A 13,422-nucleotide genomic window follows, 5' to 3' on the forward strand; every position below is an offset into this window, starting at 1 on the left:
CCTGGTGCATGGCCGTCCGGTTTGCTGCTTGCGTCGGCAGTGTCTTGAGCCACGGATGGGTGTGCATCTTGCAGTCCTCGCCGCTCTCGTGCTGCCCTTCGGGCAACCTTCCCCTGAATCGAAGGTGCAGGCGGATGGCGGCACCCGAGCCTCGGTGTTCGAGCTGCAGGAGATGTCGCAAGCGCATCCTCGCGTGATGACGACTGAACTCCTGCAAGCAGAGCCCGGTCGTCTCGCCCTCACGGTCCGATTTCGGGTCCGACCATCCGATGCACCGGGTGAGCTGCAGCTCGATCTTTGGAACGACCGCGAGGGTCCCATCGTCGAGGCGAACTACGTGATCGGGGGCGCGCGACACATCCATATTCGTCACGCGGACGGGGCCGAAGAACGCGATCAAGTGTTGTTATCGCCGAGCATCCGCGATGAGCTCGCGCGTGGCGCACCGGAGCTCATGCTCGTCTTCTGGCCGTTCTGACCGATCCGCGGGTTCACGCGCGAATTGCTGGGCAACTGAGCACGCTCCCACCCGATCCACTGGCGAAGAATCCGGCATGTGGGGTGACCAAGTGGGGCTTGAAGGCGGTGGTGTGGATCGCCCAGGCGGCATGTTGTGGTGGGGGTTTTGGCGCTTGCGCCGTCTGCTACGTGGGAGGCGGTACGGCGCTGGATGCCATCAATGGCATCGATTGCAATAAGGAGTGCAGACCCGACTGCCCGATCGGATAGCCGACCATGACGACGCTAGCCCGGATTTCTCACCACGGATAGGAATTCCGGCCGTACTTCCCGAGTTAGAGCGGGTGTGAAACGAGATGCTCTCACCAAGTGGTACGGCCGGAACGCGACAAGGTGTATCCGCGCCGAGTTCGATTTTCAACCTGCCGGTCGACGCCGTGTCGAGGCGGCGTTCGACGCGGGACGGGTCAGCTCGGACGGCGGTCTGCTGCTGCTGCGCGAGCTGACCAAGAGTTCAGGTGTGTTTCGAAGGTTTGCGTCCTGCTTCCGGGACCACCGCGATCCGAGCCGCATCGAGCACACCGTCGAGGAGCTGCTTGCGCAGCGCGTGCTGGGTCTGCTGTGCGGCTACGAGGATCTGAACGACCACGACACACTCCGCGACGACGCCTTGCTCGCGCTGGCGGTCGGCAAGGCCGATCCGACTGGCGAGCAGCGCAAGCGGGAGCGCGACCGGGGTCACGCGCTGGCGGGCAAGAGCACACTGAACCGCCTGGAGCTGGCGACGCCGAGCGTCGCGGGAGACGAGCGTTACAAGAAGATCAGTTACGACGACCACGCCATCCAGCGCCTCTTCGTCGATACCTTCCTCGCCGCGCACGCTGAACCGCCGGCGGAGATCGTCCTCGATCTCGACGCGACCGACGACCCGGTGCACGGTCAGCAGGAGGGCCGCTTCTTTCACGGCTTCTATGACGGCTACTGCTACCTGCCGCTGTACGTCTTCTGCGGCGACTTCCTCCTCGGTGCCGCGCTGAACACCGCCAACGAGCAGCCGGCCAGCCACGCGGTCGAGGAACTCGAACGGATCGTCGCGCAGATCCTCGCGCGCTGGCCAGGCGCGCGGATCATCGTGCGCGGCGACTCGGGCTTCTGTCGGGACGACATCATGCGCTGGTGCGAGGATAACGGGCTCTTCTTCGTCCTGGGCTTGCAGAAGAACTCTCGCTTAATCGCGGAGATCGACGACGACATGAACGAGGCCCGCGCCATCGCCGAGCGCACCGGCAAGAACGCACGTGTCTTCAAGGATTTCCGATACGAGACGAACCGGTCCTGGTCCTGCGAACGTCGCGTGATCGGCAAGGCCGAATACACGACCGACAAGGAGAACCCGCGCTTCGTCGCCACCAACCTGTCCTGCGACGAGTACGACGCCCGCGGCCTCTACGAGGACCTGTACTGCGCCCGCGGCGACATGGAGAACCGGATCAAGGAGCAGCAACTCGGCCTCTTCGCCGACCGCACCAGCGCGCACACGCTGCGGGCCAATCAACTGCGCCTCTGGCTCTCCTCGGTCGCGTACATGATCCTGAACGAGCTCCGCCGAATCGCCCTCGCCAGCACCGAACTCGCGCACGCCCAGGTCTCCACGATCCGCACGCGGCTGCTCAAGATCGGTGCGATCGTCACGACCTCGGTCCGCCGCATCTGCGTTTCCCTCAGCTCGGTCTTTCCCTTCCAGCATGTCTGGTGGCGAGCCCTCGACAACCTCCGCCGAGCTCACTCATGAAACGCTGACGGCCTCGACAACATCCCGCGTGATGGATGCGCCTCTCTGCGCAGGAGGTCGTCTGTCCTCATGGACATGTCGCTCGGAAGGCGCCCGCCGGACTTGTAAGCCGGCATACAGCTCGATCTCGCGCGCTCGCCGTCCGTCGCTTGCGGCTCATGTCACCGCCGTCCGAGCGCCCCGCGCCAGGTCGACGGCGGCCGCTCAGCAGGCTCCGCTGTGCGTGGTGAGAAATCCGGGCTAGCACCCTGCCCGCGCGTGAGGGAGCCGGCCCGCCTCGATCGCCCGCAGAGGTTCGGCTGTTTGCCCACGATCGCCTTTTGGAAGCGACCGGAGGTGTGGAAGATCGTAGGACCCTGGGTGGCTGTCTTCGCCGTCTTGTGGTCAATGATGCTCGACTGGCTGGTCATGGAGTGGACGCCCATATGGGCGAGCGGCTTGCTCGGTGGTGCGGGCCTCTTTCTGTTCCTCGCGCTGCTTGAGCGCTATCTGAGAGCCCGCCTGTGGCGAGCTCGAACCACGAACAACCGGAGTGGCGAACTTCCACCGGCGGCGAAGTAGGGGCGTCTTGAGGCGCCGTGGCGCGGCGGCACTTCGCCGGTCCCGGCGGAAGCGCCGAGACGGGCCGGCGGGCGGCGCGGCCGCTCGGGTGCCGAAGGCTGCGAGGATGTGCGCGTGGAGGGCTCTGCGGGCGCGGGCTATCGCGGAGGCGGGGTCACGCGATAGGGTGGAGGCATGGCCGTGCTGACCCTGCCCGACGGCGAGCTTTATTATGAGGTGCACGGCAGCGGGCCGCCGCTGGTGTTCGCGCACGGGCTCGGCGGCGGGTTCCTGTCGTGGTGGCAGCAGGTGCCGCACTTCCGCAAGCGGTTCAGCTGCGTGGTGTTCTCGCACCGCGGGTTCGCGCCGTCGCGCGACGCGAGCGGGCTCGGGCCGCGCAAGTTCGTCGACGACCTCGACGCGCTGCTGCAGCACCTGCACGTCGACGACGTGCGGCTGGTCGGGCAGTCGATGGGCGGGTGGACGTGCCTCGGCTACGCGCTGCGGCGGCCGGAGAAAGTGCGCGGGCTGGTGATGGCCTGTACGACGGGACAGGTGACGACGCCGGAGATCGACGCGGCGATCAACCGCCTGCGCGGGCGGGCGACGGCGGCGTTCATGAAGGGGGTGCACCCGGCGGCGGGCGAGCGGATGGTCCGCGATCAGCCGGCGATGCACGAGCTGTACCGCGGGATGGACGTCCTCGGCGCGGCGGACAAGCGGGCGATCCGCGACGTGCTGCTGGGGATGCGGACGGTGACGGCGCGCGACCTCGAGGGCTTCACGGTGCCGACGCTGTGCCTGACGTCCGAGGAGGACTTCGTGTGCGCGCCGGACTCGGTGGCCCACCTGGCGCGTATGCTGGTCGGCGGGCGCTTCGTCAAGGTGCCCGAGACCGGACACTCGATCTACTGGGAGCGCCCGGCGGTGTTCAATCAGCTCATCGACGAGTTCCTCGACTCGATCGAGTAGCAAGCGGTCACTGCAGGCGGCGGATGACCCGGTTGGCGCTGTCGAGCACGAACAGCGAGTCGCTCGCGGGGTGGAAGGCGAGGGCGAACGGGCCGTTGAAGCGGGCCGCGAGGCCGACGCCCTCCATGTAGGCCCCCGGGCACATCATGTTGCCGTCGCAGTGCTGGCCGGCGTTGGTCGAGACCTCCTGGGTGGCGAGGATGCCCTGGCGGATGGTGTTCTGGTTGAACTCGGCGAAGTAGAGGCTGGTGCCGTCGGAGGCGAGACCGCGCGGGCGGTGGACCGAGGCGGCGGTGCCGATGCCGTCGATGTAGCCGGCCATGCCGTCGCCGGCGAAGGTGCCGACGTAATTGGTGACGGTGCTGAAGCTGCGGATGTGAAAGCCGTTGGTGTCGGCGATGTAGAGCACGCCGCTGTTGTCGGAGGCCATGTAGCGCGGGCTGACGAAGCGAGCCGCGGCGCCGACGCCGTCGACGGTGTCGTTCATGTAGGGGCTGCCGGCGAGGGTGACGACCTCCTGGGTCGCGGGGTCGAAGCGGCGCAGCACGCCGGCGCTGGCGTCGACCATGTAGACGGAGCCGGCGTAGTAGGTGAGGCCGCGGTTGTCGTCGAAGCTGGCGGCGTCGCCGATGCCGTCGTCGACGCCGCTGGCGCCGCTGCCGGCGACGGTGGTGACGGCGAACGGCGGGGTCAAACTGACGGCGCGCAGGCGGCGGTTCATGCCGTCGCTGACCCACAGGGTCTTGCCGTCGGTGGCGATGGCGTCGAGGCCGGCGAAGCGGGCGTTGAGGCCGTCGGGGTCGTCGACGTAGCCCCCCATGCCGACGGCGGAGCCGGCGATCGTCTCGACGGTGGCGGTGGCGATCTCGATCCGGCGGATGCAGTTGTTCTGCGCGTCGGCGAGGTAGAGGTAGTCGAGGTCGACGGCGAGGCCGCCGGTGCCGGAGATCCGCGCGGTCATGCCGACGCCGTCGGCGAGGCCGAGGATCCCCGGGCTGCCGACGAACAGCGAGGTGGCGTTGCCGAGGTTGCAGGTCGGGTTGCACTCGTCGCCGTTGTCGAGGTTGCTGTCGTCGCACAGCTCGCCCGCGTCGACGGCCCCGTCGCCGCAGGTGGCACCGAGCAGCTCGAGCTGGCAGGCCGCGCTGCAGCCGTCGCCGGGGTCGAGGTTGCCGTCGTCGCAGGCCTCGCCCTGGTCGAGGTCGAGGTTGCCGTCGCCGCAGTTCGCCGGGGCCTCGAGGGCACAGGCTGCGCTGCAGCCGTCGCCGTCGCCCTCGTTGCCGTCGTCGCACTGCTCGCCGGCGAGGTAGTCGACGACGCTGTCGCCGCAGCCCGCGGCGGCGCAGTCGGTGCGACAGGCGCCCTGCACGACGTCGCTGTTGGCGGGCCCGTCGTCGCACTCCTCGTCGCACTCGACCGTGCCGTCGCCGCACACGGCGGCGCATCCGGTGGTGGTGGTGGTCTCGGCGGTGGTGCTGGTGATCGGCTCGGTGGCGGTGCCCTCGGTGGTGGTGCTCGTGGACGAGGTGGGCGGCTCGACGGTGGTGGTCGGCGCGGTGGTGCCGGTCGGGACGTCGGTGGTGGCTTCCGTGGTCGTGGTCGAGGTGTCGCTGTCGGTCGCGGTCTCGGACGCGGGCGGGAGGGCGCAGGCGAGCGTGATGCCGGCGCCGAGCAGGCCGAGCGAGGCTGGTCTCAAGCTGTGGGGGCGATGCATCTCGTCAGAGTAGGGCGCCGGGCCGGCCGCTGACAATGCGGCCGGTGACCGGCTCCGCAGTTCGCGGGCGGCTGGCCGGCAGCGAGATCGAGGGGAGCGCGAGCGGCTCGCAGGTTTGGCGGCTTTTGCCCCCGCTGCGGGCGGCGACGTGGCAGGATCGCCGGGATGCCGGGAGCAGGCCGCACGCGCGCGCTGGCCGGCGCCCTCGCGGCGTGGGCCCTGGCCTGCAGCCGCGCGGAGGCGCCGGCCCGACCGGTCGCGGCCGCCCGCGGAGATGACCCCGGGGACATGGCTGAAAAGCCATGGTTGAAGGGGCAGCTCCACATGCACACCGCGAACTCCGGCGACAGCGAGACGCCGCCGGTCGAGGCGTTGCGCTGGTACGAGGAGCACGGGTTCGACTTCGTGGTGGTGACCGACCACAACTTCGTGACGGCGCCGCCGCCCGGCGGACGCATGCTGGCGCTGCCGGGGGTCGAGCTGACGCAGAACGTCGAGGGGTGCGAGCCGCCGCCGGAGCCGGGGCTGCAGTGCCTGCTGCACGTGAACGCGTTGATCGTGGCGGAGGAGCGCGCGGGGCGGATCGAGCAATTCCCGACGGCGCGATCGTCGGCGCGGGAGGAGCTGTTCACGCGGGCGCTGCGGGTGAACGAGGCGCTCGGCGGGGTGGCGATGCTGAACCACCCGAACTTCCACTACGCGGCGGACGCGGGGCTGCTGACGGCGCTGGCGCATTCGGGGCTGCGGCTGTTCGAGCTGGCGAACGAGGCGATCGACTCGAACAACGCCGGCGACGCGAGGCACCCGTCGACGGAGGCGCTGTGGGACGCGGCGCTAGGCGCCGGGGCGCGGCTGTTCGCGGCCGCGACCGACGACGCGCACCACTACTACGATGCGCCGCTGCTGGCGCGCCGGTCCGAGACGGCGTACACGGGCGACCGCGGGTTCGTGGTGGTGCACGCGCGCCGCGAGCCGGCGGCGATCCGCGCGGCGCTGCTGGCCGGCGAGTTCTACGCGTCGAACGGGCCGATGCTGACGGCGGTGCGCCGCGACGGCGCGGCGCTCGAGATCGAGGCGGCGCAGCCGGTCACGGTCGAGTTCGTCGGGGCGGGCGGCGAGCTGCTGCGCGCGGTCGAGGGCACGCGCGCGAGGATGACGCTGGCGGAGACGACGGGGCCGTACCTGCGGGCGCGGGTGCGCGACGGGGCCGGCAAGACGGCGTGGACGCAGCCGGTCTGGCGCGAGTGACGGGCGCGACCGGGGGAGCTGCGTCGACATCGAATGCCCCGAAGGACATGTCGGTAGTGACGTGCCACGAGTGACGCTCGGCTGTCTCTTAGGGCAGATTGTGGCGCACCTGCGAGGGCCGGACGGCGGCGATCAGCGGGCGCCGATGTGGGCGGCGAGCTCGGGGTGCGAGCAGCTGCTGCCGGTGTAGTGGGCCGCGGCGGCGCCGAGGGTGAGCGCCGCGGCGGCGCCGAGGGAGGCGGCGAGGACCAGCGAGGAGCGCCGCTGGCCGCGGACGAGGATGGCCTCGAGGTGGGCGAGGAGGGTGTCCATGTCGGGCCAGCGATCGTCGGCGTCGAGGGCGAGGCCGCGGGCGATGCACTGGTAGAGGGCGCGGGGGATCTGCTGCGAGAACGGGGGCGGCTGGGTCGGCGGGCCGGCGAGGACGTTGTCGATCAGGGTGCGCAGGGTCGGGCCGGCGAACGGGCGCTCGCCGAACAGGCACTCGTAGGCGGTGACGCAGAAGGCGAACTGGTCGGAGCGCGGGCAGGCCGGCGAGGCTCGCAGCTGCTCGGGGGCCATGTACGCGGGCGTGCCGACGAGGACGTTGGTCTCGGTGTCGGTGAGGTGAAACTTGCCGAGGAGGGTCTCGCCGCTGCTGCCCTGCGGCCGCGCGACGCTGAAGTCGACGACGCGGACGCGGCCGTCGTCGCCGACGAGGATGTTGTCGGGCTTGATGTCGCGGTGGATGACGCCGCCGCGGTGCGCGGCCGCGAGGCCCCGCCCGGCCTGGATCAGCAGCGGGAGCACCTCTCGCCAGCCGCGCGGGGCGGCGTCGCAGTACTGACGCAAGGTCGGACCCTCGACGAACTCCATGGTCAGGAAGACGCGATCGCCGGCGACGCCGACGTCGTGCACGGCGACGATGTTGGGGTGCGAGAGGCGAGCGATCGCCTGGGCCTCGCGCAGCAGGCGAGCGTCGCCGGTCGAGACCTGATGCGCGGTCGGCTTGCCGGTCGGGTAGAGGACCTTGACGGCGACCGGACGCTGCAGCCGCGGATCGTAGGCCCGGTAGACCACGCCCATGCTGCCGCTGCCCAGCCTGCCGAGCAGCGAGTAGCGGCCGAGCGAGTCGGACAGGGTGCCGAACAGCTCGCGCTCCGCGGTGCTCAAGGTGCGCCGGGTGGTGCACAGGTCCTCGAGGTCTTCCGGAAGGGAGGCGTCCATGCCGACATCGATAGCGCAGGTGCCCATGGAGCAGATGTCCCTCGGGGCAGGCGCGACGCGGACCGTCGAGCAGCGACGCTCGCCGTCGCGGTACGGGCGCCGCGCAGCAGGCCCGGCGGCGCTCCGCGATCTGGCGCACCAAAAAAAGATCAAGTCGGACCGCCTCTCCGAACGCGTGTCCGGGTCCCCCTCGCGCTGGCGGCGCCGTCGACAGCGGCGCTCATTCGCACGCCGAGACCAACAGCGGGGCGGCTGCGACGGGCGCCGCTGCGCCGGCGATGCGCGCCTCGTCACATGCCCTTCGGGACAGGTACCAGCGTTCCCCGCCGCCGAGATCGATGGCCGTCGGGCCGACGGCGAGCACGTCGCGCGTGACGAGACAGCTGCTCGCCCGCACGACGTCGGTCGGCCGCCCGTCGACGCGGACGCGGCGATACTCGGCGGGGCCCTGCAAGGTGAGATAGCCGGGGCCGACGTCGTAGGCGTAGCTGCGGACGAAGCGGCCGCGCTCGTCGCGACCGCGGTGCTCGAGGCGACCGTGACCGGCGGCGGGCTCGGGCCGGTTGCGCCACGCGTCACACACGAGGACGCCGTCGCTGCCGCGGCGGAGGTGATGCAGGGCGCGGGCGCGATGCAGCCGGGGCGCGGCGTTCGGAGCGTCCTTCGCCGGCGGCCGCTCGAGGCGGGCGCGGGTGGCCGGATCGGCGAGGGCGCCGGCGCAGCCGACAGCCCGCAGCTCGTCAGGACCTGGCGGATCGTCGGCGAAGCCGGCCTCCTCGCAGGCGGCCTCGGCGAAGAAGAAGCGCTCGCGCGCGGCGAGGATCAGGCGCCCGGGCGTGCCGGCCGGACCGGTCAGCGAGACGCCGGTGAAGACGCAGGTGAGCGCGTGGCCGAGGGCCTTCTGCTCGCCGGGCGGGGCGTCCACCGGCCGCTCGAGCTCGGGGGCGGTGAGGGTCAGGTGACCCTCGGCGAGGCGATACGCGAGCTGCAAGGTCGGCGAGCCGAGAGCGGGGACGAGGTCGGGGCTGTCTGAAGGGGCAGGTGGATCGGGGGCGGGGAACAGCGGCCAGGCCGCGAAGTTTTTAATGACGGGGAGGGGCGGCGATGAGGCGAGGAGAGCGGTCGAGGGGCTGGATGAGCTGGCCGAAGGGGCAGGTTCGGGGCGGTCCTCGGTGGTGTCCTCGGGGACATGTCCTTCGGGACCTGAAGAGAGATCGGCGGGGGTCGGGTCGGCGACGAACAGCAGGCGGCCGCGCTCGCGGTCCGCGGGGTCGGGGACCAGCCGCCAGGCCTCGCAGCGCGGACCCTCGGCCCCGGGGAGGCGCCACCAGAGCAGGCCGCCGGCGCGGGCGTGGTCGAGGAGGCGCGCCTGCTGCTCGTCGGTCATCGGCTCGCCGGCGACGCGGACCTCGCGCTCGTCGTCGTCGTCGCCGCGAGCGCCGCCTACACGCGCACAGGCGAGGAGAGCCGCGAGCGCGAGAATTGCGGCGCGCATGCCCGCGAAGGGTGCCCGCAATTCGGCGACGGGAGCAACGCGGTCGGGCCGCGGCGCCGAGCGTCGCTCCAGGCCCGCGTGTGCGGAAGCGCGCTGCGCAGGCGCCCGCGCGCATTGCTTCGCCCGCGCTCGCCGGCCAAAATCCGAGCCGCCATGCCGTGGAGCCGCGAAGACATGGCCGCGCGTGCAGCCCGGGAGCTGAGCCCGGGCAGCGTGGTCAACCTGGGGATCGGGATCCCGACGCTGATCCCCAACTACTTGCCGCCCGACTCGGGGATCTTGCTGCACTCGGAGAACGGGCTGCTCGGGATGGGCCCGTTCCCGTACGACGACGAGGTCGACGCGCAGGTGATCAACGCCGGCAAGCAGACGGTGACGATCGTGCCCGGCGGCTCGACGTTCGACTCGGCGCTCAGCTTCGCGATGATCCGCGGCGGCCACGTCGACGTCGCGGTGCTCGGGGCGATGCAGGTGGCCGAGAACGGCGACCTCGCCAACTGGATGGTTCCGGGCCAGAAGGTCGCCGGGATCGGCGGGGCGATGGACCTCGCCACGGGGGCGCGCAAGGTGATCGCGGTGATGACCCACACCGACCGCGACGGCGGGGCGAAGCTGGTCCGCCGCTGCTCGCTGCCGCTGACGGCGATGCGCTGCGTCGACCTCGTGATCACCGACCTCGGGGTGATCGCGGTCGAGGACGGCGGCTTCCGCCTGGTCGAGTGCGCCCCGGGCGTGTCCGTCGCGGCGATCGTCGCCGCCACCGCGGCGCCGCTTCAGGTCGAGGGCGAGCGCGCGTCCGCCTGACCTTTGAGGCTACATCGAGCTCGGCGAGCTCGGCGCGAGATCGACGCCGGGGTCGTCACGCGGTTGGTCGACCTGACCGATGGGACAGGAGGTGTGACGAGCGAGTTCGCGGGCGCGCCGGCGCCGAAGGCATCGGCAGCACGGTCGAGACCGGGGCAGTGGTCCTGCGTGGGGTGTGAGCGGGCGCACCTGGTCGAATGGCCAGATCGTGACGGGGATGTCCCCGAGTACTGGGGCGTCACCTACGTCGGGGCCCACGCGCCGCTGCGCGCCGGCGAGAAGCACTACTGGCGGGTGTACGCGGCCGAGGACGATACGACGGTGACGACCACGCCGGCGCTGCCCGGCACGCCGTTCGCGCTCGACCGCGGGCAATGGAAGGAGCTGGTGGTGGCGAACGGGACCAGCGTGATCTTCACCGGGAACAGGCCGTTCTTGCCGGTGCAGTACCTCGAGAGCCAGCACTACGAGGTCGCCGACTGGCAGATCGCCGAGGGGCCGCACCTGGCCGAGAGCGCCCAGCCGTTCGGGCTCGTCAACGTCGGCTACGACGAGGCGACGTCGTACGCGTACCCCGGCGGGACGCGGCTCAAGGTGATCAATCCCCAATGAGCGGACCGCGAGAGGACGACGGCCGGGTCCGCTGATTGGCCCGGCGCGGCGGTCGCCGGCGCCAATCGTCGCTGGGCCCGCTGGACGAGGGTCGGGTTTGCGTCACGTTGTCGGCCGAAGGACAAGAATCGTCATGCTCTGTGAATCGCTCTCGATGGCCTGGTGGTCGCTGCTTCTGCGCGGGATCGTCGCGCTCGTGTTCGGCTGTCTGGCGCTGGCCGCCCCGGGCGTCACCTTGACCGCGCTGGTGCTGTGGTTCGGGGTGTTCGTGCTCATCGACGGGGCGTTCCTCATCGCCGGCGCGTTCGCCGGCCGCAAGGAGCACGAGCACTGGTGGCTGATGCTGATCGAGGGCCTGTGCGGGATCGTCTTCGGCCTGCTCGCACTGCGTGTGCCGGGCATCACGACGCTGGTCCTGCTGATGTACATCGCCGCGTTCGCCGTCATCACCGGGGTGCTGCGCGTGGTGATGGCCGTCCGCCTGCGCCGGGAGATCGAGGGCGAATGGTGGCTGGGCCTCAGCGGCCTCGCCGGGGTGCTGTTCGGCGTGCTGATGTTGATGGCGCCGGGCGCCGGGGCGCTGGCGATGATGATCTACATCGGCGTGTGGGCGCTGTTCGTCGGCTTCTCGCTGATCTTCCTGTCGTTCAGGGTCCGGCGAATCGGCCGCACCGGCGGGACCTGGCGCGGCGGCGAAGTGGCGCCGGCGCACTGAAGCCGCGGAGGCGCGATCACGCCCGCTCGCGTCAGATGCGCCGTCCTTAAGTCCCAAAAATTGGCAAAAATTGGGTCTTAACTCCCATTTTTTTGCTAGAAGGGGCTCGAGAGGCGATCTTGAACCCCAAAAATCCGCTCGAGGCCTTGCCCGAAGTCTTCGTGTCCTCGACCGAGCTCTCGGAAGCGGTATCGCGGGGCATGCGGCGAGGGCTCCTGCGGCAGCTGGGTCCCAAGGTTTACACGAAGAACCTGATGGACCCGCCGGCGAAGATCGTCGGCCGGCATCGCTGGCAGTTGATCTCGCGTTTGCTGCCCGGGGCGCTCGTCGCCGATCGAACGGCGCTGGAAGCGGCGCCTGCCCCGGATGGATCGGTGTTCGTCGTCGCCGATCGCAAGCGAGACATCCATCTGCCCGGATTGATCGTCCACCCCCGGAAAGGTCCGCCAGCGCTGGAGTCTGACCGGCCGTTCATCGACGGGCTGTTCCTCAGCTCCGAAGCGCGCGCCTTCCTCGACAATATGGCCCCGTCGCGGCGGCGTAAGAGCGAGGTCAGCCGGACGCTCAGCCGAGAAGAGCTGGAGACACGGCTCGAAGAGAAGGTGCGGCATTACGGCGAGGAGGGCTTGAACAAGCTCCGGGATGAGGCGCGGCGGATCGCGCCGCTCATCGGGCGGGAAGCCGAATTCCGCGCTCTCGACGGGATCGTGGGGTCCTTGCTGGGGACCCGAGACGAGCCGTTGACGACGGCGCAAGGTCGGGCTCGGCAGGCGGGCTTGCCGTTCGATCCGACTCGCATGCAGACATTCGAGCTGTTGTTTCGAGAGCTCCGCGGCGCGACGCATGGGCAGCCCGCGGCCGTGCTGGACGCCGAGAGTCGGGCCACGCTGGCATTCTTCGAGGCTTACTTCTCCAACTACATCGAGGGGACCAAGTTCGAGGTCGACGAGGCCGCCGACATCGTGTTTCGCGGCGTCATCCCTCCGCGTCGGCCCGAGGATGCGCACGACGTCCTGGGCACCTGGCGACTCGTGTCCGATCCTGTCGAGATGGCCCGGACACCTGCCTCACCGGCGGAGCTGATCGCGTCGCTCAAGCGGCGTCATGCGATCGTCATGCAGTCGCGGTCGGACAAGGGACCCGGTCAGTTCAAAGCCCGCTCCAATCAGGCCGGTATGACCGTGTTCGTCCAGCCTGAGCTGGTGGAAGGGACCTTGACTCAGGGGTACGACCTGTACCGAGGGCTCGACACGGCGTTCGCCAGAGCGGTGTACATGATGTACTTGATCGCCGAGGTCCATCCGTTTGCCGACGGGAACGGTCGGGTCGCAAGGATCATGATGAATGCGGAGCTCGTGGCGGCGAATGAGAGCAGGATCCTCATACCCACGGTGTTTCGCGACGACTACATCAGCGCCTTGAAGGCGCTGTCCAACGTCAATCATCCGCACCCCGTCCCCCTCGTGCGGGCGCTTGGCCACGCGCAACGATGGGTCGCCGCGGTGCCGTGGGGGGACTTCGAGGCGACGCGGCAGGTGCTCGCTCGCTGTCACGCGTTCCTCGAGCGCGACGAGGCCGACGCGCTCGGGGTGCGTCTTCAGACTCCAGGGGGCGCGGATAGCGCGGAAGGGTTGCGTGAAGGGCGCTAAGTCCCAAAAATTGGCAATCGGCGGGGCTTAACTCCCAGATTTTGGCATTCCGGGCGCTTGGCACCGGCCTAACTCTCAAATTTCTGCGGGCCTACCAGGCCGGCCGGTGAGGCCGGCCGAGGCGGAGGCACCGGACTCGTAGCCGAACAGTTCCATCGTGTCGGTGTGGGGGCGGTCTTCCTTGTTGCAGGTGCCCGGCTTGAAGCCAAACCCGGG

11 protein-coding genes are annotated in these 13,422 nt (G+C 70.1%); 8 read left to right on the forward strand and 3 right to left on the reverse strand.

The features are described from left to right. Positions 1 to 61 precede the first annotated feature (61 nt). The 3 genes from K7C98_RS31540 (at position 62) to K7C98_RS31550 (ending at position 3,763) form a co-directional block, all read left to right on the forward strand. On the forward strand, positions 62 to 478 hold the full coding sequence (locus tag K7C98_RS31540; RefSeq protein ID WP_224195525.1) for a hypothetical protein: 417 nt from the start codon (positions 62 to 64) through the stop codon (positions 476 to 478). A 327-nt stretch (positions 479 to 805) separates the two neighbouring features. Continuing rightward, on the forward strand, positions 806 to 2,251 hold the full coding sequence (locus tag K7C98_RS31545; protein ID WP_431312826.1) for an IS1380 family transposase: 1,446 nt from the start codon (positions 806 to 808) through the stop codon (positions 2,249 to 2,251). A 735-nt stretch (positions 2,252 to 2,986) separates the two neighbouring features. Then, entirely contained in the window at positions 2,987 to 3,763 is a 777-nt protein-coding gene (locus tag K7C98_RS31550) for an alpha/beta fold hydrolase (RefSeq protein ID WP_224195526.1), read from the forward strand. Between the two features lie 7 nt (positions 3,764 to 3,770). Here K7C98_RS31550 and K7C98_RS31555 read toward each other — a convergent pair whose 3' ends face one another. Further along, a complete protein-coding gene (locus K7C98_RS31555; protein WP_224195527.1) occupies positions 3,771 to 5,477 on the reverse strand; it encodes a hypothetical protein in 1,707 nt (568 codons plus the stop codon). 165 nt (positions 5,478 to 5,642) lie between these two features. On the opposite strand from K7C98_RS31555, the gene K7C98_RS31560 reads away from it, so the two are divergent. Next, positions 5,643 to 6,725 carry a CehA/McbA family metallohydrolase gene (locus K7C98_RS31560; protein WP_224195528.1) on the forward strand — a complete coding sequence of 361 codons (1,083 nt, stop codon included), beginning with the start codon at positions 5,643 to 5,645 and terminating at the stop codon, positions 6,723 to 6,725. Between the two features lie 132 nt (positions 6,726 to 6,857). Here the strand turns inward: K7C98_RS31560 and K7C98_RS31565 are convergent, their stop codons facing one another. Next, positions 6,858 to 7,931, reverse strand: coding sequence for a serine/threonine-protein kinase (locus K7C98_RS31565; RefSeq protein ID WP_224195529.1), 1,074 nt, complete (start codon positions 7,929 to 7,931; stop codon positions 6,858 to 6,860). A gap of 220 nt (positions 7,932 to 8,151) precedes the next feature. Then, positions 8,152 to 9,426 carry a hypothetical protein gene (locus K7C98_RS31570; RefSeq protein ID WP_224195530.1) on the reverse strand — a complete coding sequence of 425 codons (1,275 nt, stop codon included), beginning with the start codon at positions 9,424 to 9,426 and terminating at the stop codon, positions 8,152 to 8,154. A 153-nt stretch (positions 9,427 to 9,579) separates the two neighbouring features. Here K7C98_RS31570 and K7C98_RS31575 point away from each other — a divergent pair, with 153 nt between their 5' ends. The 4 genes from K7C98_RS31575 (at position 9,580) to K7C98_RS31590 (ending at position 13,206) form a co-directional block, all read left to right on the forward strand. After that, a complete protein-coding gene (locus tag K7C98_RS31575; protein ID WP_224195531.1) occupies positions 9,580 to 10,230 on the forward strand; it encodes a 3-oxoacid CoA-transferase subunit B in 651 nt (216 codons plus the stop codon). A gap of 168 nt (positions 10,231 to 10,398) precedes the next feature. Further along, on the forward strand, positions 10,399 to 10,842 hold the full coding sequence (locus tag K7C98_RS31580) for an IgGFc-binding protein (RefSeq protein ID WP_224195532.1): 444 nt from the start codon (positions 10,399 to 10,401) through the stop codon (positions 10,840 to 10,842). A 133-nt stretch (positions 10,843 to 10,975) separates the two neighbouring features. Then, positions 10,976 to 11,557 (forward strand): HdeD family acid-resistance protein, encoded by a 582-nt coding sequence (locus K7C98_RS31585; protein ID WP_224195533.1) that lies wholly within the window; start codon positions 10,976 to 10,978, stop codon positions 11,555 to 11,557. 119 nt (positions 11,558 to 11,676) lie between these two features. Further along, a complete protein-coding gene (locus K7C98_RS31590; RefSeq protein WP_224195534.1) occupies positions 11,677 to 13,206 on the forward strand; it encodes a Fic family protein in 1,530 nt (509 codons plus the stop codon). The last annotated feature ends 216 nt before the right edge of the window (positions 13,207 to 13,422 follow it).

This window comes from Nannocystis pusilla, assembly GCF_020073745.1.
Lineage (GTDB): Bacteria > Myxococcota_A > Polyangia > Nannocystales > Nannocystaceae > Nannocystis > Nannocystis radixulma.